The organism is Rhodococcus sp. 3258, from assembly GCF_031456475.1.
GTDB classification, from domain to species: domain Bacteria; phylum Actinomycetota; class Actinomycetes; order Mycobacteriales; family Mycobacteriaceae; genus Rhodococcoides; species Rhodococcoides fascians.
In genome coordinates, this window is the sequence record NZ_JAVDUT010000001.1 from 619,596 (window position 1) to 640,938 (window position 21,343).

The 21,343-nt window shown below is 64.0% G+C and carries 24 protein-coding genes; 11 read left to right on the forward strand and 13 right to left on the reverse strand.

Features of this window, described 5'->3' with window-relative positions:
• Window positions 1-74 precede the first annotated feature (74 nt).
• The 7 genes from rpmB to J2X62_RS02850 all read left to right on the forward strand — a co-directional run bounded on the left by rpmB (window position 75) and on the right by J2X62_RS02850 (window position 3,181).
• Window positions 75-311, forward strand: a complete 237-nt coding sequence (rpmB, locus tag J2X62_RS02820; protein ID WP_032404320.1) for a 50S ribosomal protein L28 — start codon at window positions 75-77, stop codon at window positions 309-311.
• A complete protein-coding gene (rpmG, locus tag J2X62_RS02825; protein ID WP_170944568.1) occupies window positions 308-478 on the forward strand; it encodes a 50S ribosomal protein L33 in 171 nt (56 codons plus the stop codon). The genes rpmB and rpmG overlap by 4 nt, the downstream gene beginning before the upstream one ends.
• 3 nt (window positions 479-481) lie before the next feature.
• Window positions 482-787, forward strand: coding sequence for a 30S ribosomal protein S14 (rpsN, locus tag J2X62_RS02830; RefSeq protein WP_287454647.1), 306 nt, complete (start codon window positions 482-484; stop codon window positions 785-787).
• A gap of 14 nt (window positions 788-801) precedes the next feature.
• Window positions 802-1,056 carry a 30S ribosomal protein S18 gene (gene rpsR / locus J2X62_RS02835; protein ID WP_008719028.1) on the forward strand — a complete coding sequence of 85 codons (255 nt, stop codon included), beginning with the start codon at window positions 802-804 and terminating at the stop codon, window positions 1,054-1,056.
• Between the two features lie 80 nt (window positions 1,057-1,136).
• Window positions 1,137-2,063, forward strand: a complete 927-nt coding sequence (locus J2X62_RS02840; protein WP_032381729.1) for an AEC family transporter — start codon at window positions 1,137-1,139, stop codon at window positions 2,061-2,063.
• Between the two features lie 46 nt (window positions 2,064-2,109).
• Window positions 2,110-2,574 carry a hypothetical protein gene (locus tag J2X62_RS02845; protein WP_027496026.1) on the forward strand — a complete coding sequence of 155 codons (465 nt, stop codon included), beginning with the start codon at window positions 2,110-2,112 and terminating at the stop codon, window positions 2,572-2,574.
• Window positions 2,575-2,599: 25 nt separating this feature from the next.
• Complete coding sequence (locus J2X62_RS02850; RefSeq protein WP_310177334.1) at window positions 2,600-3,181, forward strand: DUF1707 domain-containing protein; 582 nt, start codon at window positions 2,600-2,602, stop codon at window positions 3,179-3,181.
• Here the strand turns inward: J2X62_RS02850 and J2X62_RS02855 are convergent, their stop codons facing one another.
• The 9 genes from J2X62_RS02855 to J2X62_RS02895 form a co-directional block, all read right to left on the reverse strand.
• A complete protein-coding gene (locus J2X62_RS02855; protein WP_310177335.1) occupies window positions 3,182-5,128 on the reverse strand; it encodes a VWA domain-containing protein in 1,947 nt (648 codons plus the stop codon).
• Window positions 5,128-6,513: a sigma 54-interacting transcriptional regulator gene (locus J2X62_RS02860; RefSeq protein ID WP_310177338.1), complete on the reverse strand. Its 1,386-nt coding sequence runs from the start codon at window positions 6,511-6,513 to the stop codon at window positions 5,128-5,130. Before J2X62_RS02860 ends, J2X62_RS02855 begins: the two co-directional genes overlap by 1 nt.
• A 116-nt stretch (window positions 6,514-6,629) precedes the next feature.
• The gene (locus tag J2X62_RS02865) at window positions 6,630-7,499 is read right to left on the reverse strand and encodes a DUF559 domain-containing protein (protein WP_310177340.1); all 870 of its coding nucleotides are present in this window, start codon (window positions 7,497-7,499) and stop codon (window positions 6,630-6,632) included.
• Window positions 7,500-7,648: 149 nt separating this feature from the next.
• Window positions 7,649-9,205 (reverse strand): bifunctional phosphoribosylaminoimidazolecarboxamide formyltransferase/IMP cyclohydrolase, encoded by a 1,557-nt coding sequence (gene purH, locus J2X62_RS02870; protein WP_032390807.1) that lies wholly within the window; start codon window positions 9,203-9,205, stop codon window positions 7,649-7,651.
• Entirely contained in the window at window positions 9,202-9,816 is a 615-nt protein-coding gene (gene purN / locus J2X62_RS02875; protein WP_032388651.1) for a phosphoribosylglycinamide formyltransferase, read from the reverse strand. Before purN ends, purH begins: the two co-directional genes overlap by 4 nt.
• Before the next feature lie 79 nt (window positions 9,817-9,895).
• Window positions 9,896-11,266 carry a DUF6350 family protein gene (locus tag J2X62_RS02880; protein WP_310177345.1) on the reverse strand — a complete coding sequence of 457 codons (1,371 nt, stop codon included), beginning with the start codon at window positions 11,264-11,266 and terminating at the stop codon, window positions 9,896-9,898.
• Between the two features lie 171 nt (window positions 11,267-11,437).
• A complete protein-coding gene (locus J2X62_RS02885) occupies window positions 11,438-12,646 on the reverse strand; it encodes a DUF5336 domain-containing protein (protein ID WP_167325311.1) in 1,209 nt (402 codons plus the stop codon).
• Between the two features lie 93 nt (window positions 12,647-12,739).
• The gene (gene sfnG / locus J2X62_RS02890; RefSeq protein WP_310177350.1) at window positions 12,740-13,864 is read right to left on the reverse strand and encodes a dimethylsulfone monooxygenase SfnG; all 1,125 of its coding nucleotides are present in this window, start codon (window positions 13,862-13,864) and stop codon (window positions 12,740-12,742) included.
• 108 nt (window positions 13,865-13,972) lie between these two features.
• Window positions 13,973-15,196, reverse strand: coding sequence for an acyl-CoA dehydrogenase family protein (locus tag J2X62_RS02895; protein ID WP_027496018.1), 1,224 nt, complete (start codon window positions 15,194-15,196; stop codon window positions 13,973-13,975).
• 300 nt (window positions 15,197-15,496) lie between these two features.
• Between J2X62_RS02895 and J2X62_RS02900 the strand changes: the two genes are divergently transcribed.
• From J2X62_RS02900 to J2X62_RS02910, 3 genes are all read left to right on the forward strand, one after another.
• Entirely contained in the window at window positions 15,497-16,015 is a 519-nt protein-coding gene (locus J2X62_RS02900; protein WP_032365926.1) for a hypothetical protein, read from the forward strand.
• A 7-nt stretch (window positions 16,016-16,022) separates the two neighbouring features.
• Window positions 16,023-17,033, forward strand: coding sequence for a hypothetical protein (locus J2X62_RS02905; protein WP_310177356.1), 1,011 nt, complete (start codon window positions 16,023-16,025; stop codon window positions 17,031-17,033).
• A gap of 556 nt (window positions 17,034-17,589) precedes the next feature.
• Window positions 17,590-17,922 carry a hypothetical protein gene (locus tag J2X62_RS02910; RefSeq protein ID WP_143537073.1) on the forward strand — a complete coding sequence of 111 codons (333 nt, stop codon included), beginning with the start codon at window positions 17,590-17,592 and terminating at the stop codon, window positions 17,920-17,922.
• Window positions 17,923-17,929: 7 nt separating this feature from the next.
• Here J2X62_RS02910 and J2X62_RS02915 read toward each other — a convergent pair whose 3' ends face one another.
• Window positions 17,930-18,271: a DUF2200 domain-containing protein gene (locus tag J2X62_RS02915; RefSeq protein WP_310177361.1), complete on the reverse strand. Its 342-nt coding sequence runs from the start codon at window positions 18,269-18,271 to the stop codon at window positions 17,930-17,932.
• A 9-nt stretch (window positions 18,272-18,280) separates the two neighbouring features.
• Complete coding sequence (locus J2X62_RS02920) at window positions 18,281-18,769, reverse strand: hypothetical protein (protein WP_310177363.1); 489 nt, start codon at window positions 18,767-18,769, stop codon at window positions 18,281-18,283.
• Between the two features lie 155 nt (window positions 18,770-18,924).
• Here J2X62_RS02920 and J2X62_RS02925 point away from each other — a divergent pair, with 155 nt between their 5' ends.
• Window positions 18,925-19,098 carry a hypothetical protein gene (locus tag J2X62_RS02925; RefSeq protein ID WP_155288490.1) on the forward strand — a complete coding sequence of 58 codons (174 nt, stop codon included), beginning with the start codon at window positions 18,925-18,927 and terminating at the stop codon, window positions 19,096-19,098.
• Between the two features lie 119 nt (window positions 19,099-19,217).
• Here the strand turns inward: J2X62_RS02925 and sucD are convergent, their stop codons facing one another.
• Both sucD and sucC read right to left on the reverse strand, forming a co-directional pair.
• On the reverse strand, window positions 19,218-20,129 hold the full coding sequence (gene sucD, locus J2X62_RS02930; protein WP_027496015.1) for a succinate--CoA ligase subunit alpha: 912 nt from the start codon (window positions 20,127-20,129) through the stop codon (window positions 19,218-19,220).
• Between the two features lie 8 nt (window positions 20,130-20,137).
• Entirely contained in the window at window positions 20,138-21,301 is a 1,164-nt protein-coding gene (sucC, locus tag J2X62_RS02935; protein ID WP_027496014.1) for an ADP-forming succinate--CoA ligase subunit beta, read from the reverse strand.
• Between the last annotated feature and the right edge of the window lie 42 nt (window positions 21,302-21,343).

The following is a 21,343-nucleotide window of genomic DNA, read 5'->3' on the forward strand; positions in this document are numbered from 1 at the left end:
TCTGGGGATGCACGCTACATTCGCTTGAACGCTTTGTCGAAAACGATTGTCATAACGGCAAGAAAGGAGTGCTCATGTCAGCGCACTGCCAAGTCACCGGCCGCACCCCCGGCTTCGGAAAGTCGGTCTCGCACTCCCACGTGCGCACCAGCCGCAGGTGGGATCCCAACATCCAGCGCAAGACCTATTACGCCCCCAGCCTCGGACGCCGCGTCACCCTCACCCTCTCGGCCAAGGGCATCAAGACCATCGACCGCGACGGCATCGACGCCGTGGTGGCCAAGATCCGCGCACGTGGGGAGAAGATCTGATGGGCAAGAGCACCGACGTCCGCCCCATCGTCAAACTCAAGTCGACCGCCGGCACCGGCTACACCTACGTCACCCGCAAGAACCGTCGCAACGATCCCGACCGACTGGTCATGAAGAAATACGACCCGGTTGTCCGCAAGCACGTCGATTTCCGAGAGGAGCGCTGACCGGTGGCCAAGAAATCGAAGATCGCGAAGAACGAGCAACGCAAGGTCGTCGTCGCCCGCTGGGCAACGCGTCGCGCCGAGCTCAAAGAGATCATTCGCAAGCCCTCGAGCAGCGATTCCGAGCGCGCACAGGCCCAGGCGGCACTGCAGCGTCTGCCACGCGATTCGAGTCCGGTACGATTGCGCAATCGTGACGCTGCGGATGGACGTCCGCGCGGTTACCTACGGAAATTCGGGCTGTCCCGCGTGAAGATGCGCGAGATGGCTCACCGCGGGGAGCTGCCAGGCGTCCACAAGTCGAGCTGGTAAGGGAAAAGGTAGAGATGGCAGTCAAGAGAGCACCGTCGAAGAAGGTCCGCGCAGAGGCGGGTCGTCGACCGAAGAAGAACCCGTTGAACGCCGCCAAGGTCACCACGGTGGACTACAAGGACATCAACCTTCTTCGTCAGTTCATTTCCGACCGCGGCAAGATCCGTAGCCGCCGGGTCACCGGGCTCACCCCGCAGCAGCAGCGCCAGGTCGCTGTCGCAGTGAAGAACGCTCGTGAAATGGCATTGCTGCCGTTCACCAGCCGCTGAATCAGCTTTCGAGAAAGGCCACGTAGCCCTGGGCTACGTGGCCTTTCTGTCGTTCCCAGCAAGAAACGAGCAGTTCTACGATGTCCGGCGTTCTCGAAGGCTTCACCGTCATCTTCGTCGTCATTGCACTGGGCTACCTGCTCGCCCATCTGAAAATCCTCGGCGAACACGGCCAGTTCGTTCTGAGCCGACTGGTCTTCTTCGTGGCGACACCGTCGCTGCTGTTCGTCACGTTGGCCAATTCGGACCTGTCGGTCATCCTGTCCCCCGTTCTTGCCGTCGCCGGTTCCACAGCGCTGCTCGTCGGGGCCATCTACTTCGTCATCGCGAAGCTCGCGCTGAAACGCGCCGTGCCCGACGCGACCGTCGGCGCACTCGCGAGCTCCTACGTCAATGCCGCGAACCTCGGTATCCCGATCGCCGTGTTCGTTCTGGGCGACGCCAACTTCGTCGCTCCCCTGCTGCTGTTCCAGATCATGATCTACACGCCGATCGCGGTGACCGTCCTCGACATCTCCACCAAGATCGACGAGGTCTCACTGTTCAAGACGGTCACGACGCCGTTCCGAAACCCGATCGTGCTGGCCGGGGCTGCGGGTCTCGTACTGTCGATCACCGGATTCGAGCTCCCCGAGGCGCTCATGCAGCCGTTCCAACTCGTCGGCAACCTGTCCGTTCCGGGTGCACTGCTCGCGTTCGGACTGTCGCTGTACGGCGCGCGGGTGCTGCAGAAGGGCATCAGCCCGCGACGGGACGTAGCTCTGGCGACCCTGTTCAAGATGGCGCTGCAGCCCCTGCTCGGGTATCTGATGGCCCGATTCGTCTTCGGCCTCGACGGGCACGACCTGTTCGCCATCGTCGTCGTCTCGGCACTGCCCACCGCGCAGAACGTCTTCGTCTTCGCGAGCCGCTACCAGCGAGGGGTCGTTCTTGCCCGCGACACGGCATTCGTCACGACCCTGGTCTCGATTCCCGTCATCGCACTCGTCACGGTGCTGCTGGCATGAGACGAACACAAAGGTTCTCCTCAGCTCCCAGCGCTACTTTGGGTTCATGAGGTTTCTCGCTGCAGGTGTCATGCTGTGCCTGCTCTTGGCCGGCTGCAGCACCGCCGCCGGTGACGACGACGAGACGACACCGACAACGAACTCCACCACCCCCATCGGGTTCGTCCAGCAACCCAGCGCGCCGCCCGTCCCCCACGAGGTTCCCGTCGGCGACGTCGGCACGATGTTCGAGTCGACCCCGGATCTGATCCGTGCGACGACCACTCCGTTCGAGTCGTGGAGCCAGGTATCGCCCAACACCATCGCGGTGCACTTCGTCACCGGCACGCCCGAGTGCTACGGAGCCGACGCGACGGTGACCGAGACCGATACGGCCGTCACGATCGAACTGCGTACCGGGACCAGACCGGACGCCGAGGACAAGTCCTGCATCATGGTTGCCGTCTACGCCACCATGCAGATCACGCTGGCGTCGCCGCTGGGTCATCGCGCAATCCTGAATGCGGCCTGACCCGGTCGCCGGTAATGTCCGACCGGTGAGCGACCAACTACCGGACCGAAACCGAAGTACGGTGCGCGCTGCCGATGCCGATCGCAACCTCGTGGCGCAGCTGCTGAGCGACGCGTTCGCCAACGGTCAACTGACCGTCACCGAGTACGACGAGCGGACGGCCGCGGCGTACCGAGCGAAGACCTACGGCGACTTGGACCTGTTGACCGACGATCTGGCCCTCACCCCACCTCCGCAGACGACGCAGACGACGCAGACCGGTGCGCCCCAGACCGATCGGGCCATCGCGATCATGAGCGGATCGGTTCGCAAAGGCGAATGGACCGTCGCCGCACGCATCGACGCGCTCGCTTTCTGGGGCGGAGTGCAACTCGACCTACGCCGAGCGACGTTCTCGGCCCAGGAAACCACGATCAACTGCGTCGCGATCATGGGCGGCATCGAGATCACCGTGCCGCCCGGCATCGGCGTCGAGGTCCGCGGCACCGGAATCATGGGCGGATTCGAGCACGTCAGCGCTACGCACCCCGGTGCGCCCCGAGTGGTCATCACCGGACTCGCCTTCTGGGGCGGAGTCTCGGTTGACATCAAGGCAGCAGAGAAATGACTACGATCGCCGACGCTTGAGGTAGTCGCTCACCACCGCAGCACCCAATCCGTCCAGATCCGGCGCGATGACCCTGCCACCGACCCGCTCGGCCATCTTGTCGACCACCCGGGCCAGACCGGGATCGTCGCCGAGACGGAAAATCGTCACCTGCGCACCGAGTTTCGCGACGGTATCGAGCTCACGCACCGTCAACCCCAACGTCTTCGACGACGGCGGGTAATCGAAATACGCATGACCGTCCGGCTCCAGATGAGCCGTCGGTTCACCGTCGGTGACGATCAGGACCACCGGCTGCGCATTGGGATGACGACGCAGATGCCGCACTGCGAGCATCAACGCGTGATGCAGATTGGTGCCCTGATCGTAGGCACCGTCCAGGCCGGCGAGCTCCGAGGCCGTCAAAGTCTGTGCATGCCTGCCGAATCCGATCAGCTGCAGATCGTCACCGCGGAATCGAGTGCTCACCAGATGATTCAGAGCCAGTGCGGTGCGCTTCATCGGCACCCAGCGGCCGTCCATCACCATCGAGAACGACGTGTCGACCAACAACGCCACCGCAGCCTGCGTCCGGGTTTCGGTCTCGCTGATCTCCACATCTGTCACCTGTAGCTGCACCGGAAAGCCCGATCCCTGTGCAGCCGTACGCAGGACGGCATTGTTGACCGTGCGGGTCACGTCCCACGGTTCGGTGTCGCCGAATTCCCAGGTGCGCGACGCTCCCGTCGGCTCACCCATCGCGCCGGCCTTACGAGTATCTCGCTCGCCGCCGCGTCGAGACAGCTTTCCAGCGACATCCTTCAACGCCGACTGCCCCAGCTGACGCATGGCCTTGGGCGACAGACGCCACTGACCGTCGGCTCCCTTGTCCATGAAACCCTGCTGTTGCAGCGCCTTTTCGAGCTCCGAGAGCATCCGGGCGTCGGCAGCAGCCTCCGGTCCGAGCTGTTTCAGCAGGGCATCGGCGTCGATATCGTCCAGCGCCGCGCCGTTGTACTGCTGCGAGAGCTGATTGCCCAGGTTCTCGAGATCGGCAATGTCCTGCAGGGCCCCGGTACCGTCGCCGAGGCCCATTCCGTTCTCGCCGCGGAAGTTCTGCGAACCGTCCCAATCCTCACCGGGCCGGGCCTGCTGCAGATTCTGATCCAGTTGATCGAGCTGATTCAGCAGGTTCGAATCACCGAAGGCCTGCTGGGCCAACGCATCCAACTCGGCTCGCTGCTCGGGAGTCAGAGAGTTGCGTAGTCGCTGCGCGGCGGCAGCCCTTTCCGCCAGTGAATCGAGTAGCTCGTCGACATTCTTCGGATTCTCCGGAAAATGCTGACCGTGCTTGTTCATGAACTCGTCGAACTGCTCGTCGGTGTTCTCGCCCTTGTTATGGGCGTCGAGCAGTTCGTTGAGGTCCTTCAGCATCTCGCTGATGGCCTTACGATCCTGCTCGGTGGCACCTTCGAGAGCCTGCTTCATGCCGGCGAATCTCTGATCGAGCATCTCGCGGCCGAGCAGATCCTTGATCTTCTCGTAGTTCTCGCGCCCCTCCGACGAACGCCAGTCGTAGTCCGACAGCTCCTGCACCGCTTGCGCGGTGGACGGCGAGAGATCACCGATCTGCATCTCCTGGAACCGCGCATCGTCGTCGAGGGCACGCGCCAACGCCTTACGCTCCTCGAGCACCGCCTTGTCCAGCAGCTCACGCACTTCCTGCAGCGTGCCGTCGAGGTTGTTCTGCTTCAACAGATCTCGGCGACGCTTGGCAGCCTGGGCCGCGAGGTCGTCGAGCCCGCGCATGTTCTTCGTTCCGCGCCGCAGCATCTCCTGCAACGCCCGGCGAGGCGACGCCCCCTCGAGGACGTCCTCGCCGATCGCATCCAACGCCTCCCGCAGATCGACGGGAGGAGCCAGTGGATCCGGGCCCTCGTGATAGCGCCCGTACCTGGAACGACGCATCAGCTGTACACCGTCTGGCCGTCGTCGTCGGGATCCTTCGAGATTCGCCGCGCGAGGTAGAGACCTTCGAGTGCCAGTTCGACGGCGGCTGCTTTCTCGCCGTCCGAGGTCGCGTTCAACCGCTCGGTGATGTCGCCGATCACGGCCACGTCGGGCAGCTCGTCGAGCAGAGCCTTTGCGGTGATGCGATCGCCGGTGACGATTGGGTCGCCGGTCTCGACGGCCGTCACCAACGCCGCGAGGTTCAGGCCGCCCAGGTGTGCCCGGACGGTATCGGCCGTCGCGCGTCGAAGCATGTGCTCGAGGACCTCGATTTCGCGGCCTTCTTCGCCCGACTCGAACTCGACCTTGCCGCGCAGCACCTCGATGATCGTTCCCAGATCCACCGGCCGCGCCACGGCGTCCGCTTCGCCGAGTATCGCGGCGCGGTGAACCGCTGCGGCAGCGATCGTTTCGGCAGCGGCGATCGCGAATCGTGCCGAGACGCCGGAGCGCTGGTCGACCGATGGCGATTCGCGCAGCAGTCGAGTGAATCGAGCGAGCACCTCGAGCAGGTATGCCGGGACCTCGGCCTGCAGGTCCGCTTCCTGATCGATGACGGCTACCTCGTCGTCCAGCTCGAGCGGGTAGTGCGTTCTGATCTCGGCACCGAAGCGGTCCTTGAGCGGGGTGATGATGCGTCCGCGATTGGTGTAGTCCTCGGGGTTGGCGCTGGCCACCAACATGACGTCGAGCGGGAGCCGCAGGGTGTACCCGCGGACCTGAATGTCGCGCTCCTCCATGACGTTGAGCAGCGACACCTGAATGCGCTCCGCAAGGTCGGGAAGCTCGTTGATAGCCACGATGCCGCGGTGACTCCGCGGAACCAGACCGAAGTGAATGGTCTCCGGGTCGCCCAAGCTGCGGCCCTCGGCGACCTTCACCGGATCGACATCGCCGACGAGGTCGGCCACCGAGGTATCCGGGGTCGCGAGCTTCTCGGCGTACCGCTCGCTCCGGTGCCGCCACTCGATGGGCAGATCGTCGCCCAGTTCCTTCGCTCTACGAATACTCGCAGGGGTGATGGGCTCGTACGGATGCTCGCCCAGTTCGGCACCGGCGATCACCGGCACCCACTCGTCGAGGAGCAGGTTGAGGGTACGCAGCAGACGGGTCTTGCCCTGCCCACGCTCACCCAGCAGAACGACGTCATGACCGGCCAGAATCGCGCGCTCGAATTGCGGCAGCACCGTCGACCCGAAGCCGACGATCCCCGGCCACGGATCTTCGCCGTCACGCAACGCCGTCAAAAGATTTTCGCGGAGCTCTTCCTTGATCGACCGCTGCCGATGTCCGGATGCCTTGAGTTCGCCGAGAGTGGAGATGCCAGGTTTGGTGGAGGTCACTTCTCCACGCTACGAGCGTTTGACGATTGCTGCCATCTAGTGGTCCGTTGTGGTTCCGCCGAGTTCGCACTTATGCCACCCGAACTGGACAATTCCCCTGCACAACTGCGATCTCGCTAGACCGGTGCTCCTGCCTCACGGAGCTTGGCCCGAACTCGACGGACGACTTCGTCGGGACGACGGCGGAGTTGTTCGGAATTGACCCGAACGATATGCCAATCGCACTGCTGCAAGTCCTCGTACCGCTCGATGTCGCGGGTCCGCTGACGCTCGTCGAGCCGGTGCTGCACCCCCTCGTATTCCACCCCGACACGCCACCTCTCCCACCCCATGTCGATCCGCGCAACAAATCGACCACGCGCATCTCGAATGTCGATCTGGGTGGTGGGTTTCGGAAGTCCAGCATCGATCAACAACAGTCGGGTGCGCGTCTCCTGCGGCGATTCCGCGCCTCCATCCACCCGACCGAGGGCGTCGAGCAGCACCCGGATACCCCGACACCCCGGACACAGTGACGCGAATGCACTCACCGCATTCAGCTCGAGGCCGGTCGCGGCCATGAGTGAATCGAGGAAGATCACGGACTGCGGTGGCGGAACCCATCGCCCTATATCGAACGCGGTTCGTACGGGGTTGGTCACCGCCACCCCGCCGACAACGAGCACATCGGCGGGCTCGATCGAGTCGCGCCGGAGGATCAGCCCTGGTATTCGATGTGATTTTTTCGGCGTAAGCACAGTGGGCGGCACCGAGGCGTCGACCCATCGCGCGCCATGTATGGCGGCCGCCGAAGTACCCGCGACAATTGCGCTGTTGCCGACGCACACAGATGCCGCCACAGCCAGGGTCCGCGCATCCAGGGTGGTTCCCGCGGGCACATACGTGTCACGGAACACTCGTACATAGTCGCGGCTCAGTCGATGACGACTCAGTGCTCCCGACTGCACTGCAACCGACCCACGAAACGGTCCTGACTCGATCCCCATCGCTCAACCCTGGCAGGGTCGAGCCCCTCGAAACGGCCAGCAGGCCAATCTGTGGATTATGGTTTCGTTCATCCACAGATCGTCGAGATCGCAGTTATGCGAGCGGAAATGGTGTAAAAGGCTGCACAACTGCGATCTCGACGGAGCAGCTAGTGGGCGAAGTGCCGCGAACCCGTCAGATACAGCGTCACGCCCGCGTCCTGGGCAGCAGCGATCACTTCGTTGTCGCGGACCGAACCACCGGGCTGCACAACGGCTTTGACGCCCGCGGTCATGAGGACCTGCAAGCCGTCGGGGAACGGGAAGAAGGCATCGGAGGATGCGACCGAACCGACGACGCGATCCCCGGCACGCTGGACTGCGAGGTGGGCGGCGTCGACGCGGTTGACCTGGCCCATTCCGACGCCGACCGACGCGCCGTCGTGAGCGAGCAGAATTGCGTTGGACTTGACGGCTCGTCCTGCGCGCCAAGCGAATTCGAGATCCTTGAGGGTCTGCTCGTCGGCGGGTTCGCCCGCAGCCAGGGTCCAGTTGGCCGGATCGTCGCCGTCGGCGTCGATGACGTCTCTCTGCTGCAGCAGTGCCCCGCCGGAGATCGGCTTGAGTTCGACGCCCGACGTGGGCGGCGCTTCTGCGAGCAGAACTCGAATGTTCTTCTTGCGCTGCAGCACTCCCAGCGCGCCGTCGGCGTAGGACGGCGCGATGATGACCTCGGTGAAGATCTCGGCGACCTGCTCGGCCATCTCGACGGTGACCTCACGGTTGGCCGCGATGACGCCGCCGTAGGCACTAACGGGGTCGCACGCATGCGCCTTGCGGTGCGCCTCGGCGATGTCGGTGCCGACGGCGATGCCGCACGGGTTTGCGTGCTTGATGATAGCGACGGTGGGCTCCGAGTGATCGAACGCTGCCCGCCAGGCCGCATCCGAATCGGTGAAGTTGTTGTACGACATCTCTTTTCCGTGCAGCTGCTCAGCCTGCGCGATGCCGGCAGCAGCGGAGGAGTCGACGTACAGGGCAGCCTTCTGGTGCGGGTTCTCGCCGTACCGAAGTACTGCGGAGCGGTCCCAGGTGCCGCCGATCCACTCGGGAAACACCGTCTCGGTGTCGGGAGTCAGGACGCTCGACATCCACGACGCCACTGCGACGTCGTATGCCGCGGTGTGCTGAAATGCCTGCGCGGCAAGAGATGTGCGCTCGGCGAGCGTGAATCCGCCACCGGAGACAGCGGAGAGTACGTCGTCGTACCGGCTCGGGTCGACGACAACCGCGACCGACGGGTGATTCTTGGCTGCGGCGCGCACCATCGACGGGCCACCGATGTCGATCTGCTCGACGCATTCGTCGGGTGTCGCACCGCTGGCGACGGTCTCGGTGAACGGATACAGGTTGACCACGACGAGCTCGAACGCCTCGATGCCCAGCTCGTCCAGCTGAGCCAGGTGCTCGGGCTTGCGGGTGTCGGCAAGGACCCCGGCATGGACGCGAGGATGCAGCGTCTTGACGCGACCCTCGAGGGTTTCGGGGAATCCGGTGAGGTCCTCGACCTTGGTGACCGGGATTCCGGCGTCGGCGATCTTGCTCGCCGTCGATCCGGTGGACACCAGAGCGACGCCCGCGGCATGCAAACCGGTCGCAAGTTCGATCAGTCCGGTCTTGTCGTAGACACTGACCAGTGCGCGGCGCACCGCTTTACGTTCACTCATCGGATTATCTGAGCCTTTCGTCCATCGGAGGTGACACCTTTGGCTGCGACCGCTGCGATCACGTCGACCAGCAACCGTCGTTCCACAGTCTTGATGCGTTCGTGCAATGCCGCTTCGTCGTCGCCGTCGAGTACAGGCACGGCTTCCTGAGCCAGGATCGGCCCGGTGTCGACACCGGAATCGACCAGATGCACCGTCGAACCGGTCAGTTTGACGCCGCGGTCCAGCGCGTCTCGAACGGCGTGCGCACCGGGGAACGACGGCAGCAGCGCGGGGTGCGTGTTGACGATTCGGCCGGCGAACGCGTCGAGAAATCGAGGACCGAGGATCTTCATGAACCCTGCGGTGACGATCAGATCGGGCTCGAACCCCAGTGCAGCGTCGGTGAGCGCCTCATCCCAGGCCGCCCGATCGGCGAAGTCTCGCAAGCCGATACGAAAATGTGGGATCGCGGCATCGTCGGCATGACGAGCGGCCGCGCACTCTCGATCGACTCCGACGGCCACGATGCGTGCCGGGTAGTCCTCGGCAGTTGTCGCGGCGACGAGCGACTGCAGGAGCGAGCCGGTCCCCGACGCGAGGACGACGACCCGCGCGGGTGTCTCACGCAAGGCAGTCAGCGCACTACTCCTGAGGTATCGAGGGGATCGTTCGAGCCAGCAGAAAGCCTAGTCGCTCCGACCCGCGCCCCTACCGGGCAGGTCCGTCCTCCGCAGTGCTCGACGCGTCGTCCTGGGCCGGGGGCGGAGCGACGATCTCGGCCTCGAGCGGTTCCTCGGATTCGGCGTCTGCCGCGATCGGATCGTCTGCTTCCACTGTCTCGACCGGCTTCTCGTCGACGACCTCGGCCTCGACGACGGTGTCCGCGACAGCCTCGTCCGGCTCCGACGCAGGCGCTCGAATGGCCAGTTCTACTGCGGGCACGGTCGCCGGCACGGGCTGCTCGGTACCGGATCGGTCGTGGGGTTCGTGGTCGGGTTCCGGGTCTGCTCGACGCCACACGACGATGGCCGCCGAGGCGGATCCGACGACGCCGAGCCACGCGAAGGTCAGCAGTGCGAAGCTCCACACGGTGACTTCGACTGTGCCGAACGTGCCGAGGTTCCCGCCTGCGGCGTAGCCGAACACCGCGGCGAGGGCACCGATGACGGCGGCTACCGCCCACACCGAGGAGACCGCGACCTGGACGTCCACGCTTCGGATCGCGCAGTCGCGTCCCAGGAGTAGCCCGGCTGCGATGGGAACGACGAGCATGACGACCCAGATCGTCTGCGCGGAGCCCTCGGGGAGGACGGCGAGGATCGGGAGCGGTGGGAGCGGCCCGCCGGTCGTCGAGAACAGGCTGACCGATGCGTCTCCGAAACTCGCTGAGGACCCCGTCGCGACGGCGAGGGCACCGAGGACGATGTTCGGCAGGTACAGCACCGACAGCACGGTCAGTCCCAGCATGCCGACGAGGGTGCGTCCGTTGTCGAGCAGTGAACCGGCGGTGTCCCAGGAGGCGAGCAGTGCCAACAGCACGATGGCGGCACCGCCTGCCGCCAGCACCGCAACGGACCGCACGAGCGGCGCGACGAGTGCGCGTACCCAATCTGGAAGGTGTCGATCGATCACCAGAGTGTCCCAGCGAGCCAGGACCAGGCCGGTGCCCGACGCCGCTGCGTGCACTCCGGCCACCCACGAGAAAGCGACGAGTGCGTTGGGGCTCGACAATCCGATAACCGTCGACGCATCCTTGGCGACGGCCAGAGCGATGGCCGTGAAAGCGAGGGGTCCGGCCATCGACGCGGCGAACACCCACCTGACCATGCGGCGGTCGGTGGTCTCGTCCACCGCGTGGTGAACCGTGCGTGCGACGGACCAGGCGACGACGAGGGTGGGAAGCATCGGGGCGACGCCCATCGACGTGCCACCGATACTCAGCGGCACCAGGTGCACCGCGAACCACGAACCGGCGATGGCACCGAGGGTTCCGGTGAGATCGCTGTTGACCGAGACAAGGGTGATCAGAACCAGGGTCGTGGCGATGACCACCACCAACCCGGAGGTTTTGAAGGCCACTGCAGCGAGCGTTCGTGACTGATCGGGCGTAGGCCCGGTGCTCACACGGGAACTGCGTGCGGCCGCGCGTCGAGTATCTCGGTTCAATAGATCGCTCATCACTACGAGATTCGCATCAACGACGCGGCACGCCGGTCAGGCGCGCCGCGAAGTCGAGTGTGACGTGCGAAATCAGTCGCGCTTGTTGTCGTCTTCCGCGGGAGTGGCACCGAACGACTGAGTCGGTGCGCCGTACGGCGTCGACTGTGAGCCCGACTCGGACTCGTCGGGTGTGCTCGACGGCTGACCGTAACCGGACGGCTGGTTGCCGTACTGGTACTGGTTCGGCGGGTACGCCTGCCCTGCGGGCGGACCGCTCGGACCGGTGTAGGGCGGCGGCGAATAGCCACCCTGCGGTCCCGTGTTCGGCGCAGGCTGATTGCCGTACGGCGACTGTGCGCCGGGACCGTAGGAATGCTGGCCGGACGTCTGTCCACTCGGTGCCTGCCCGAAATTCGACGAACCTGCTGTGTTCGACGGGGCCTGACCGTAGGCCGGCGGGTTGCTGTAGTTCTGCGGTCCGGACGGTCCACCGAACGACGTCGTCGGCGCGTTGTAGGGATTCTGTTGGCCGTAACCGGACTGCTGACCCTGGTTCCCGAAGCCGGACTGCTTGGGTGCCGGGGCCTTGACGATGCCTGCATCGAGCAGCAGCGCAACCACAGCGGCCGCTGCCTGCACGAAGCCCAACACGAGTACCAGGATCGCGCCGATTCCGAGCGAACTGCTGGTGCTGGCGAACTCGTTGCCCTCGGCACTGGGCAGGCTGAACGATTGGAAGACCAGCACCAGGAATCCGGCGATGGCCAGTGCCGCGATCACGGCCTGGTTCCGGGCATCCTTCTGCAGCAGCGACGCACCTGCGATCAGACCGGCGGCGAGCAGAAACGCGATCGACGCCGCACTTCCGCCGGACTCGAAGAAGTTGGTGCTGAACGAGGTCTGGATGCCGCTGGGCAGTTGCTCGGACGACGACACTTCGGCGGTGACGAAATCGAGCAGGCCGAGCAGGAAGTTGACGATACCGAGACCGAGCACCACGAAGGTCAGGATCTTCGGCAGTTGTGCGAGCCCGGCACCGGACGACTTCGTCGAGTGCCCGGACGTGCCCGGCGCGGACCCGCTCGGTGCGGAGGTTCCTGGCACGGGCGGGCCGAACGGGTTGGATACCGACGGCTGGTGGAACGGCTGGTTCTGACCGGGCTGTGTGTAGGCACCGGATGACGGCTGATTCGGCGTGGACTGATTCGGCGTGGACGGGGGGCCGTAGGACGGTCCGCCTCCGCCGTAGCCACCAGAGTTGGAGCCCCCGTTGTCAGGGCTGCCGGGCGAGTAGGTCATCGCGTCTCCTCATCCTGATAGTGCCGTACCCAGGTCGGTCGGGTCCGAGATCTCACGCTACTGCACGGACCCGACCGCTCGAGGAACTCCAGGTCAGTGGGACGTGACCAACTCGTGGTCGTTCGATTCGGCCGCTTCGAGCTCCCGCACCAGCGGCAGCACCTTCGCTCCGAAGTATTCGATTTCCTCCTGAAAGTGCAGGAAGCCACCGAGAACGAGGTCGACGCCGAGGCGTCGGTAGGCGACGATGCGTTCGGCAACCTGCTCCGGGGTGCCGATCAACTGCGTCTTGAACCCGTCGTTGTACTGAACGAGGTCCTCGAACGTCGAGTCGGCCCACATCCCCTTCTTGTCGGCCGTCGAATTGCCCGCCTGCTGCACCGCACCCCTGAAACCCTCGACGGCAGGCTTGTTGGCCTTGTCGATGATCTCTCGCAACGTATCTCGTGCTTCCTTCTCGCTGTCTCGCGCGATGATGAAGCCGTTGAGCCCGAACTTGACCTCACGCCGGTGATCGCGCGCGACCCGACGCAGGTTGTCGAGCTGCTCGGTGACGCCGTCGAAATCCTTGCCGTTGCTGAAGTACCAATCGGAGTACCGGCCGGCATTCTCCTGCGCGGCGGACGAGTTACCACCCTGGAAGAGTTCAGGATTGGGCCGTTGCGGGGTGTTGAGCGGCTTCGGCTTGAGCGTGAAATCGTGGATCCGATAGAAATCGCCCCGGAAATCCACGTCGTCCTCGGTCCAGATCTTGCGCAGCACCTGCAGGAATTCGGCGCTGCGACGGTATCTTTCGTCGTGCTCGAGCCACGGCTCACCGAGGTGGGTGAATTCGTCCTTGAACCAGCCACTGACGACGTTGACCGCAAAACGGCCGTTCGAGAGGTGGTCGGCCGTCGCTCCCAGCTTGGCCAACACGGCAGGCTGCCAGAGCCCGGGATGCACGGCGGCAATGACTTTCAGACGTTCGGTGGCCAACAGCAACGCGAGCGAGAAACTCGTCGACTCGTGCTGGAACTCGGCCCCGTAGCTCGCCTCGTAACGGACCTGACTGAGCGCGTACTCGAAGCCGTTGTTCTCGGCGGTCTGCGCCAGCTTCTTGTTGTACTCGTAGTCCCAACTGGTCCGTTGCTCGATGGTGCTGGTGACCAGGCCACCCGAGACATTGGGAACCCAGTACGCGAACTTGATTGCATCGGCGATCTTTTCGGTGCTCATGTGTGCGTCATCCTTCATCGGATGAATGCGCCATCCACGCGCTCAGATGGCGTGGATGGCACATTCATCCGGAAATCGGGGGTCGGATCGGGGCCGGAGATGTCGGGACTACGAGTACCAGGTGGGCTCGGGCAGCTCCCCGGTGAGCACCCAGCGGCCGACTTCGCGTCGCTTGTAGGCAACCGGATCGTGCAGGGTGTGGGTACGGACGTTGCGCCAGAAGCGATCGAACCCGTACTTGCTGGCCGTGGCGCGGGCACCGAGGGCCTCGAACACGGTCGAGGTGATCTCGAGCGAGACGTCGGTGGCGCGAGCCTTGACTGCGGCCACCCGCACCTCGTGGTCACCACGCTCCTCGGCGGTGACGTTCCACGCGTTGTCGTGAATCTTCTGTCCTTCCAACGCAACTGCGTCGGCCAGAGCTTCGACGGCCCACAGTTTGGCGGTCAGATCGCCGTAGATGTCGATGATGTACGGCTCGTCGACTGCTTTGTCCACCGTGCTGTGCAGCCACGCGCGAGTCTTGTCCTTGGTGTACGACGCGGCTTCCTCGAGAGCACCCCTCGCGATTCCGAGGTAGAAGTTGACGAACACCAACTGAATGGTCGGCACGTTGAGGGTGTTGTAGACGCGTGGCTGAAACACTTTGTCCACGAACCCCGCTGCACTTGCCCAGTCGACGCGAACCTTGTCGATCGTGACGCTGCCACTTTCGGTCTGACGCTGGCCGATGTTGTCCCAGTCGTCGTGGAAGGACAGACCCTCGATGTTCGACGGCACGATTGCGAACACGTGATCGGTGCTGCCCTCGAGCGCACCTTCGAGCACGGTCACGTCCGAGACACGACTGCCGGTGGAGAACGTCTTGGAACCGTCGAACACGATGGTGTCGCCCTCGTCGGTGACCGACACGTCGTTGTCGCGGGGATTGACGGCACCGCCGAAGAACCACTTGTTCTTCGTGGCGTCGGCCTCGACGGCCTCGATCTGCTCGGGTGTGCCCACGAGACGCGCAGCCCAGAACCAGAGAAGGTGGTAGCCCAGCAGCTGACCGATCGAGCCGTCGGCCTTCGAGACGGTGCGAATCACCTGGTAGGCCGTGGGCCAATCCTGGCCGCCGCCACCGTGCTCGACGGGACCGAGCAGCGTGACGAGCCCGGCGTCCTTGAGCAACTGAACCTCTGCGGACGGAAGCTCACGACCCTTGTCACGGGCAACGGCGTCGACAGCGAGAAGCTGCGCTACCTCACCTGCGCGGGACACCCATCCGGCGGCAGTGGTGGGAGCGTCGGGCCAGTTCTTGGCGAGTGCACGATTTTCGGTAGTTGTCATGACGCACAGTGAAGTCCCGCGTCGAAGCGATGACCACAGTTCGACTCAGCGTGATTCTGAGAAACACTCTGGTATCTCTCAGCTGTCGGCCATCGCAGGAAGAAGATTGCCAGTCGAATATGCCAGCCGAGTCGAAAACCGTGCACCCGATAACTCAGGCCGCCGCCCTGTTACAGGCCGCCAAAAAATCTCCGTGACAGATAAGGACGATTTGTAACGTGTCACACCAATTGACGATTAGTGTTGTACACATCACAAACCGGCGGGTCGCAACACTCGCACTCCCCTAGGACGCCCCTCATGCGCAAGTCCCTCTTCGCCACCGTTGCCGTTGCCAGTGCCCTCGCCGCTGCCGTCATCACGCCCGCCGTCTCCAACGCCGTCCCCACCAACGTGACCTTCGTTGTCGCGGGCGGTGCACTCACCATCACAGCCCCGACATCCCAGGCGCTGACCGTCACCGGCAATACAGCGAGCGGAGGAATCACCCCGGTCGTCGTGTCCGACCAGCGACTCGGAATCAACGGCTGGACTGCGTCGGCGATCAGCACCGCGTTCGACAAGCCCGCGCCGGACCCCGCGTCCATCCCTGCGACCGCAGTAACCTACTCGGCACCGCTCCTGCCTGCGCGCACCGGCGTCTCGACGGTGGCCGGAGTACTGGTTCCTCAGACCATCGACTCCACCAAGCCTGTCGTGGTCGCGACAGCGGTCGTCGGAGCGAACACCGCCACCTGGACCGGCACCGTCTCCGTCGCACTGCCCAGCGACGTCGTGGCCGGTACGTACACGGGCGTTGTCACGCATTCGGTGGCCTGATCTGTACATGTCACTTCATCGGGGATTGGCGGCCGGAGTCCTGACCGTGCTGATGTTCGCTTCGGCGTTCGTCGCGCAGGCTCCGGCTGCCGCTCAACAACCAACCGAATCGGCACCGGTGGGCAGCGTGGGCATTCGCCTGCTCGAGGCGCCCGTATCGCTACAGGACGATCCGCGGGCGCTGGCCTACATCATCGACAACCTGCCGCCCGGCACCACCATCACCAGGCGCATCGAGGTCAGCAACAGCACCGATCAGCAGCAGCCGGTCACCCTGTACCCCGCTGCTGCATCGATCGGAGCCGACGACTCCGGCTTCGAGGTAGGTGACGACCGCGCCGTCAACGAGCTCACGACGTGGATGTCGGTGACGCCGACGGACCTCACGCTGGCTCCGAACTCGGCGGCCGAAGCGGTGGTGACCATCGCAGTTCCACCCGACGCCCCCGAGGGTGAGCAGTATGCCGTCGTATGGGCGCAAACTGCCGGTGCCCCAACCGGAACCGGAATTCAGAATGTCAGCCGTGTCGGTATTCGCACTTATCTTTCGGTCGGAGCCGGAAACGGTCCCGCCGCCGACCTGTCCGTCGATGGGGTCACCGCTGCTCGCAGCGATGACGGTGCCCCACAGGTCGTCGCGAACATCACCAACACCGGCGGCCGAGCCCTCGACCCGAGCGGAACCGTGGAGCTGTCGGGCGGTCCCGGCGGGATTTCGACTGCACCGGTCAAGGGTTCGGGGGGATCTGTCGCGCCAGGGCAATCGGGAAGCGTTACCTTTACGCTCGGCCCCGCGCTTCCCGCGGGACCGTGGCAGGCGGCCGTGACCGTCACGAGCGGGTTGGTGAGCAAGACATCGGCCGTCGAGTTGACGTTCCCTGATCAGGGCTCGGTCACGGCGGCTGGAACATCGTCGGATTCCGGTGTTCCTGTATGGATCTGGGGACTCGCCGCGCTGATCGCCGTCGCGATCGCAGCTGCGGTCGTCGTGCTGATACGGCGACGAAAGGTCAGTTGAGATGCGACGCCACGCGGTAGCTGTCGGGTTGGCGGTGGTTCTTGCAGCCGCCGCCAACCCAGCAGCGTCTGCGCAACAATTGACAGATCCCCCTGCAGCCGAACAGAATTGCGTCGTCGCACCTACGACGACCACAAGTCCCGTGCCGACCACCACCACTGCGGTTCCGACACCGGCATGTACGACCACCGACACGACCGCCTCGATCCCTCCGGTACAGATCGCCACCACTGACGCTCCGGCACCATCCGCAACAACCACGACCACCACCACGACCACCACCACGACCACGATGGATGTGTCCAGCGCACCGACCGAAACATCCGGCGTCGTACCGACTTTCGAGCTACCCACAACAGAGCCAGCCGTGTCGCCGACTACCAATACGACGACACCGACGCTTCCTACGGTTCCGATCGAGACTACGACCGGCTCTGCCCCATCACCTGTTCCGGCAGCGCGCGCGGCCGCGGCACCTTCTGCGGCTAGCCTGCTGAATATCGAAACGACCAGCGATTTGACACCCAAGGCAGGACAAGGTGCGCTCACGCCTGGTGTGCCGTGGACCGGAAATATGGGCCTCAGCGTCGTCAACGTGCTCGGCAACTGGACTTCTACGGTGAGTCTCTCGCCGTTCCGAGGCCAAAACACCGGTAGGACGGTCACGCCGGTCGCGTCCTACTCCGCTCCCGAGACAAACTGCCTGCTTCTGTTGGTGAAATCCCCTGGCGTCAGCAACGTGCCGCTCTCGGCTACGGCCGTCAATGCGAAAACCGGTGGGGGCGTAGCGTGCCTGACGAGTTGGACGGCCACCGTGAACATCTTGGTACCGAACAGCGATCTGCTCGCCGACACCTACACCGCAACGCTCACTCATTCGATTTACTGAGCAACGGTCATCCGCGCAAGATCTTCTCCATTGCTTTGCCTTTGGCGAGTTCGTCGATCAGCTTGTCCAGCAATCGGATTTTCTTCATCAGGGGATCTTCGACATTCTCGACGCGGATGCCGCAGACCACTCCGGTGATCAGTGTCGCGTTCGGGTTCAGGTTCGCCGCCGCGAAGAAGTCCTCGAACGTCGTCTCGGCCTCGAGGTGTTCTTTCAGAGTCGCTTGATCGAACCCGGTGAACCACCGGACGATCTCGTCGACCTCCGCTGCAGTGCGGCCCTTTCGCTCGACCTTGTTGATGTAGAGCCGATGGACCGTCACGAAAGCGGTGGTGAAGATGTTGTGCACGGGGCCAATCTAGTCCACCGACGCGCCCGCGAAGTAGGCCCGCACACGAGGCGTGAACAGCAGCACTGCGACCGCCAGCAGGATGACCATTTGAATCGCTTGCACCACGTGGGTCCACGGAAGATTCGGGGTGAAGATCAGGTAGGAGTAGGCAGCAACTCCGAAGATGCTCCAGCTCAACAAGAGCCGATGTTCGGATGGACTGCGCCTGGAGAGTCGCTGGACAAGATACGAGTAGCCGAAGATCAGGCTGACCGCAGTGATCACCCGCAGCGAGTAGGCCCCGTAGACGATCGCTTTCGCCGAGGCCGGAAGGGAGTCGTCGTCCATGCCCTGTCGATGCATCTGGAAATCCGCCAGCGACTTCGCCAGCGCCACCGAGGCGAGTGCATACAGACACGAGACCACCATGGCCGCGATCATCAACCGGCCGACCGGTCGTACAGCCGGGTCCGCGTGCCACCCCTGTCGATACAGACGGTGCAGAAATTCCGACATCAGCCCTCCCCGAACGGTGTCACAGAGATTGTGACATGATGTCGTTACTTTAGCTATTGACTCCCATTTACCTTCATTGTGAATTTCAATTACTATGCAACACAACACTTTTCAGGAAGAATGGGCAGCGACATCGTCGAACGGGAGGGCAAGACATGACACGCAAGAGGTTCGAGTACTTCAAAGTCGCGTTGTTTCTGATGTCCGCGATCGTCCTGGCATGGGCTGCAGGAACTTTCGAATCGCTCTACTACGCACTCGCGGCGGCGCTGTTCGGAGCGATGACAGTGTTCGTCCTGTGGCGAGTGGACAAGTTCGAGACCGAATAGCGCTGCCCATACGTCGTGCGCGTTTTGCGTACCTTCAGGTACGCAAAACGCGCACAAGGGATTGGGGCACGAAAAAGCCCGCCACCGAAATCGGTGGCGGGCTCTTTCAGAAGCGAGTCCTACTTGACGGACAGCGATTCCAGGATTTCGCGCGCGAGGGCAGCGGTCTCGGACGGCGTCTTGCCGACCTTGACGCCTGCGGCCTCGAGTGCGTCCTTCTTCGCCTGTGCCGTTCCCAGCGAGCCGGAGACGATGGCGCCGGCGTGGCCCATGGTCTTGCCCTCGGGAGCGGTGAAGCCTGCGACGTAGCCGACGACCGGCTTGGTCACGTTGGCCTTGATGTAGTCGGCTGCACGCTCTTCGGCGTCGCCACCGATCTCGCCGATCATGACGATGATCTTGGTATCGGGGTCCGCCTCGAACGCCTCGATGGCGTCGATGTGGGTGGTTCCGATGACGGGGTCGCCGCCGATGCCGATGGCCGTCGAGAATCCGAAGTCGCGGAGCTCGAACATCATCTGGTAGGTCAGCGTGCCACTCTTGGAGACCAGGCCGATGGGGCCGGTTCCCGAGATGTTGGCGGGCGTGATGCCGACCAATGCCTCACCGGGAGTGATGATTCCGGGGCAGTTCGGGCCGATGATGCGGGTCTTCTTGCCCTTCTCCACGTTGTAGGCCCACGCGTATGCGGAGTCCTGCACGGGGATGCCCTCGGTGATGACGACGAGCAGCGGGATCTCCGCGTCGATCGCTTCGACGATGGCGTCCTTGGAGAATGCCGGCGGCACGAACGCGATGGACACGTCGGCTCCGGTCTTCTCCATGGCCTCGGAAACCGAAGCGAACACCGGCAATTCGATGTCGTTGCCCTGTGCGTCGACGTGCTTGACCGTGGTTCCGGCCTTGCGTGCGTTGACGCCACCGACGACCTGGGTGCCGGCCTTGAGCATCAGGGCGGTGTGCTTGGTGCCTTCGCCGCCGGTGATGCCCTGGACGATGACCTTGTTGTCCTTGTTCAGAAAGATAGACATTGTTTCCTCTACTTCGCTGCCAGCTCGGCGGCCTTGTCGGCGCCCTCGTCCATGGTTCCGGCGAGCGTCACCAGCGGGTGCGCGGCGTCGGCGAGAATCTTGCGGCCCTCTTCGACCTTGTTGCCGTCGAGACGGACGACCAGCGGCTTGTTGGCGTCGTCGCCCAGCTTCTTCAGCGCGCCGACGATGCCGTTGGCCACTGCGTCACACGCGGTGATGCCACCGAAGACGTTGACGAACACGCTCTTGACCTGCTCGTCACCGAGGATGACGTCGAGGCCTGCGGCCATGACCTCGGCCGAAGCGCCGCCGCCGATGTCGAGGAAGTTGGCCGGCTTGACGCCGCCGTGTGCCTCGCCTGCGTATGCGACCACGTCGAGGGTCGACATGACCAGTCCGGCACCGTTTCCGATGATGCCGACCTGTCCGTCGAGCTTGACGTAGTTGAGGTCGTTCTCCTTGGCCTTGGCCTCGAGGGGATCGGCTGCGTCCTTGTCCTCGAACTCGGCGTGGCCGGGCTGGCGGAAGTCTGCATTGGCGTCGAGCGTGACCTTGCCGTCGAGGGCGAGGATCTGATCGTCGGGGGTGCGAACCAGCGGGTTGACCTCGACCAGGAGAGCGTCTTCGTTGATGAAGACCTCCCACAGCTTCTGGATGGTCACCGCAGCGGCGTCGAGCACCTCGGCGGGCAGCTTGCCCTTCTCGGCGATCTCACGAGCGAACGCGAGGTCGACGCCCTTGACTGCGTCGACGGGGATACGTGCGAGTGCGTCGGGGTTCTCCTCCGCCGTCACCTCGATCTCGACTCCACCTTCGACCGAACACATCGCGAGGTAGGTGCGGTTGGTGCGATCGAGCAGGAAGGAGATGTAGTACTCCTCGGCGATGTCGGAGGCTTCTGCGACGAGAAGCTTCTTGACGACATGGCCCTTGATGTCGAGTCCGAGAATCGCTTCTGCGTTCTCGGTTGCTGCTGCGACGTCCTTGGAGTACTTGACGCCGCCGGCCTTGCCGCGGCCGCCGACCTTGACCTGCGCCTTGACCATTACTGGCTTGCCGATTTCTTCGGCAATCTGTGTTGCTCCGGCGACCGTGTCGGTGACACGACCGGCGGAGGTGGGTACGCCATGCTTGGCGAACAATTCCTTCGCCTGGTATTCGAAGAGATCCATCAGCTCACCGTCTCGTCTACGTTGACGCCCGCTCCAGGGGTG

Excerpts from the sequence above, each read along its gene's own strand:
- J2X62_RS02855 (WP_310177335.1), bottom strand. The coding sequence starts at position 5,128 with ATGCGTCGTTCCAGGTACGGGCGCTATCACGAGGGCCCGGATCCACTG.
- J2X62_RS02865 (WP_310177340.1), bottom strand. The coding sequence starts at position 7,499 with ATGGGGATCGAGTCAGGACCGTTTCGTGGGTCGGTTGCAGTGCAGTCG.
- J2X62_RS02885 (WP_167325311.1), bottom strand. The coding sequence starts at position 12,646 with ATGACCTACTCGCCCGGCAGCCCTGACAACGGGGGCTCCAACTCTGGT.
- purH (WP_032390807.1), bottom strand. The coding sequence starts at position 9,205 with ATGAGTGAACGTAAAGCGGTGCGCCGCGCACTGGTCAGTGTCTACGAC.
- sucC (WP_027496014.1), bottom strand. The coding sequence starts at position 21,301 with ATGGATCTCTTCGAATACCAGGCGAAGGAATTGTTCGCCAAGCATGGC.
- J2X62_RS02925 (WP_155288490.1), top strand. The coding sequence starts at position 18,925 with ATGACACGCAAGAGGTTCGAGTACTTCAAAGTCGCGTTGTTTCTGATG.
- J2X62_RS02840 (WP_032381729.1), top strand. The coding sequence starts at position 1,137 with ATGTCCGGCGTTCTCGAAGGCTTCACCGTCATCTTCGTCGTCATTGCA.
- J2X62_RS02920 (WP_310177363.1), bottom strand. The coding sequence starts at position 18,769 with ATGTCGGAATTTCTGCACCGTCTGTATCGACAGGGGTGGCACGCGGAC.
- rpmB (WP_032404320.1), top strand. The coding sequence starts at position 75 with ATGTCAGCGCACTGCCAAGTCACCGGCCGCACCCCCGGCTTCGGAAAG.
- rpsR (WP_008719028.1), top strand. The coding sequence starts at position 802 with ATGGCAGTCAAGAGAGCACCGTCGAAGAAGGTCCGCGCAGAGGCGGGT.
- sucD (WP_027496015.1), bottom strand. The coding sequence starts at position 20,129 with ATGTCTATCTTTCTGAACAAGGACAACAAGGTCATCGTCCAGGGCATC.
- J2X62_RS02845 (WP_027496026.1), top strand. The coding sequence starts at position 2,110 with ATGAGGTTTCTCGCTGCAGGTGTCATGCTGTGCCTGCTCTTGGCCGGC.
- J2X62_RS02905 (WP_310177356.1), top strand. The coding sequence starts at position 16,023 with ATGTCACTTCATCGGGGATTGGCGGCCGGAGTCCTGACCGTGCTGATG.
- J2X62_RS02895 (WP_027496018.1), bottom strand. The coding sequence starts at position 15,196 with ATGACAACTACCGAAAATCGTGCACTCGCCAAGAACTGGCCCGACGCT.
- J2X62_RS02900 (WP_032365926.1), top strand. The coding sequence starts at position 15,497 with ATGCGCAAGTCCCTCTTCGCCACCGTTGCCGTTGCCAGTGCCCTCGCC.
- sfnG (WP_310177350.1), bottom strand. The coding sequence starts at position 13,864 with ATGAGCACCGAAAAGATCGCCGATGCAATCAAGTTCGCGTACTGGGTT.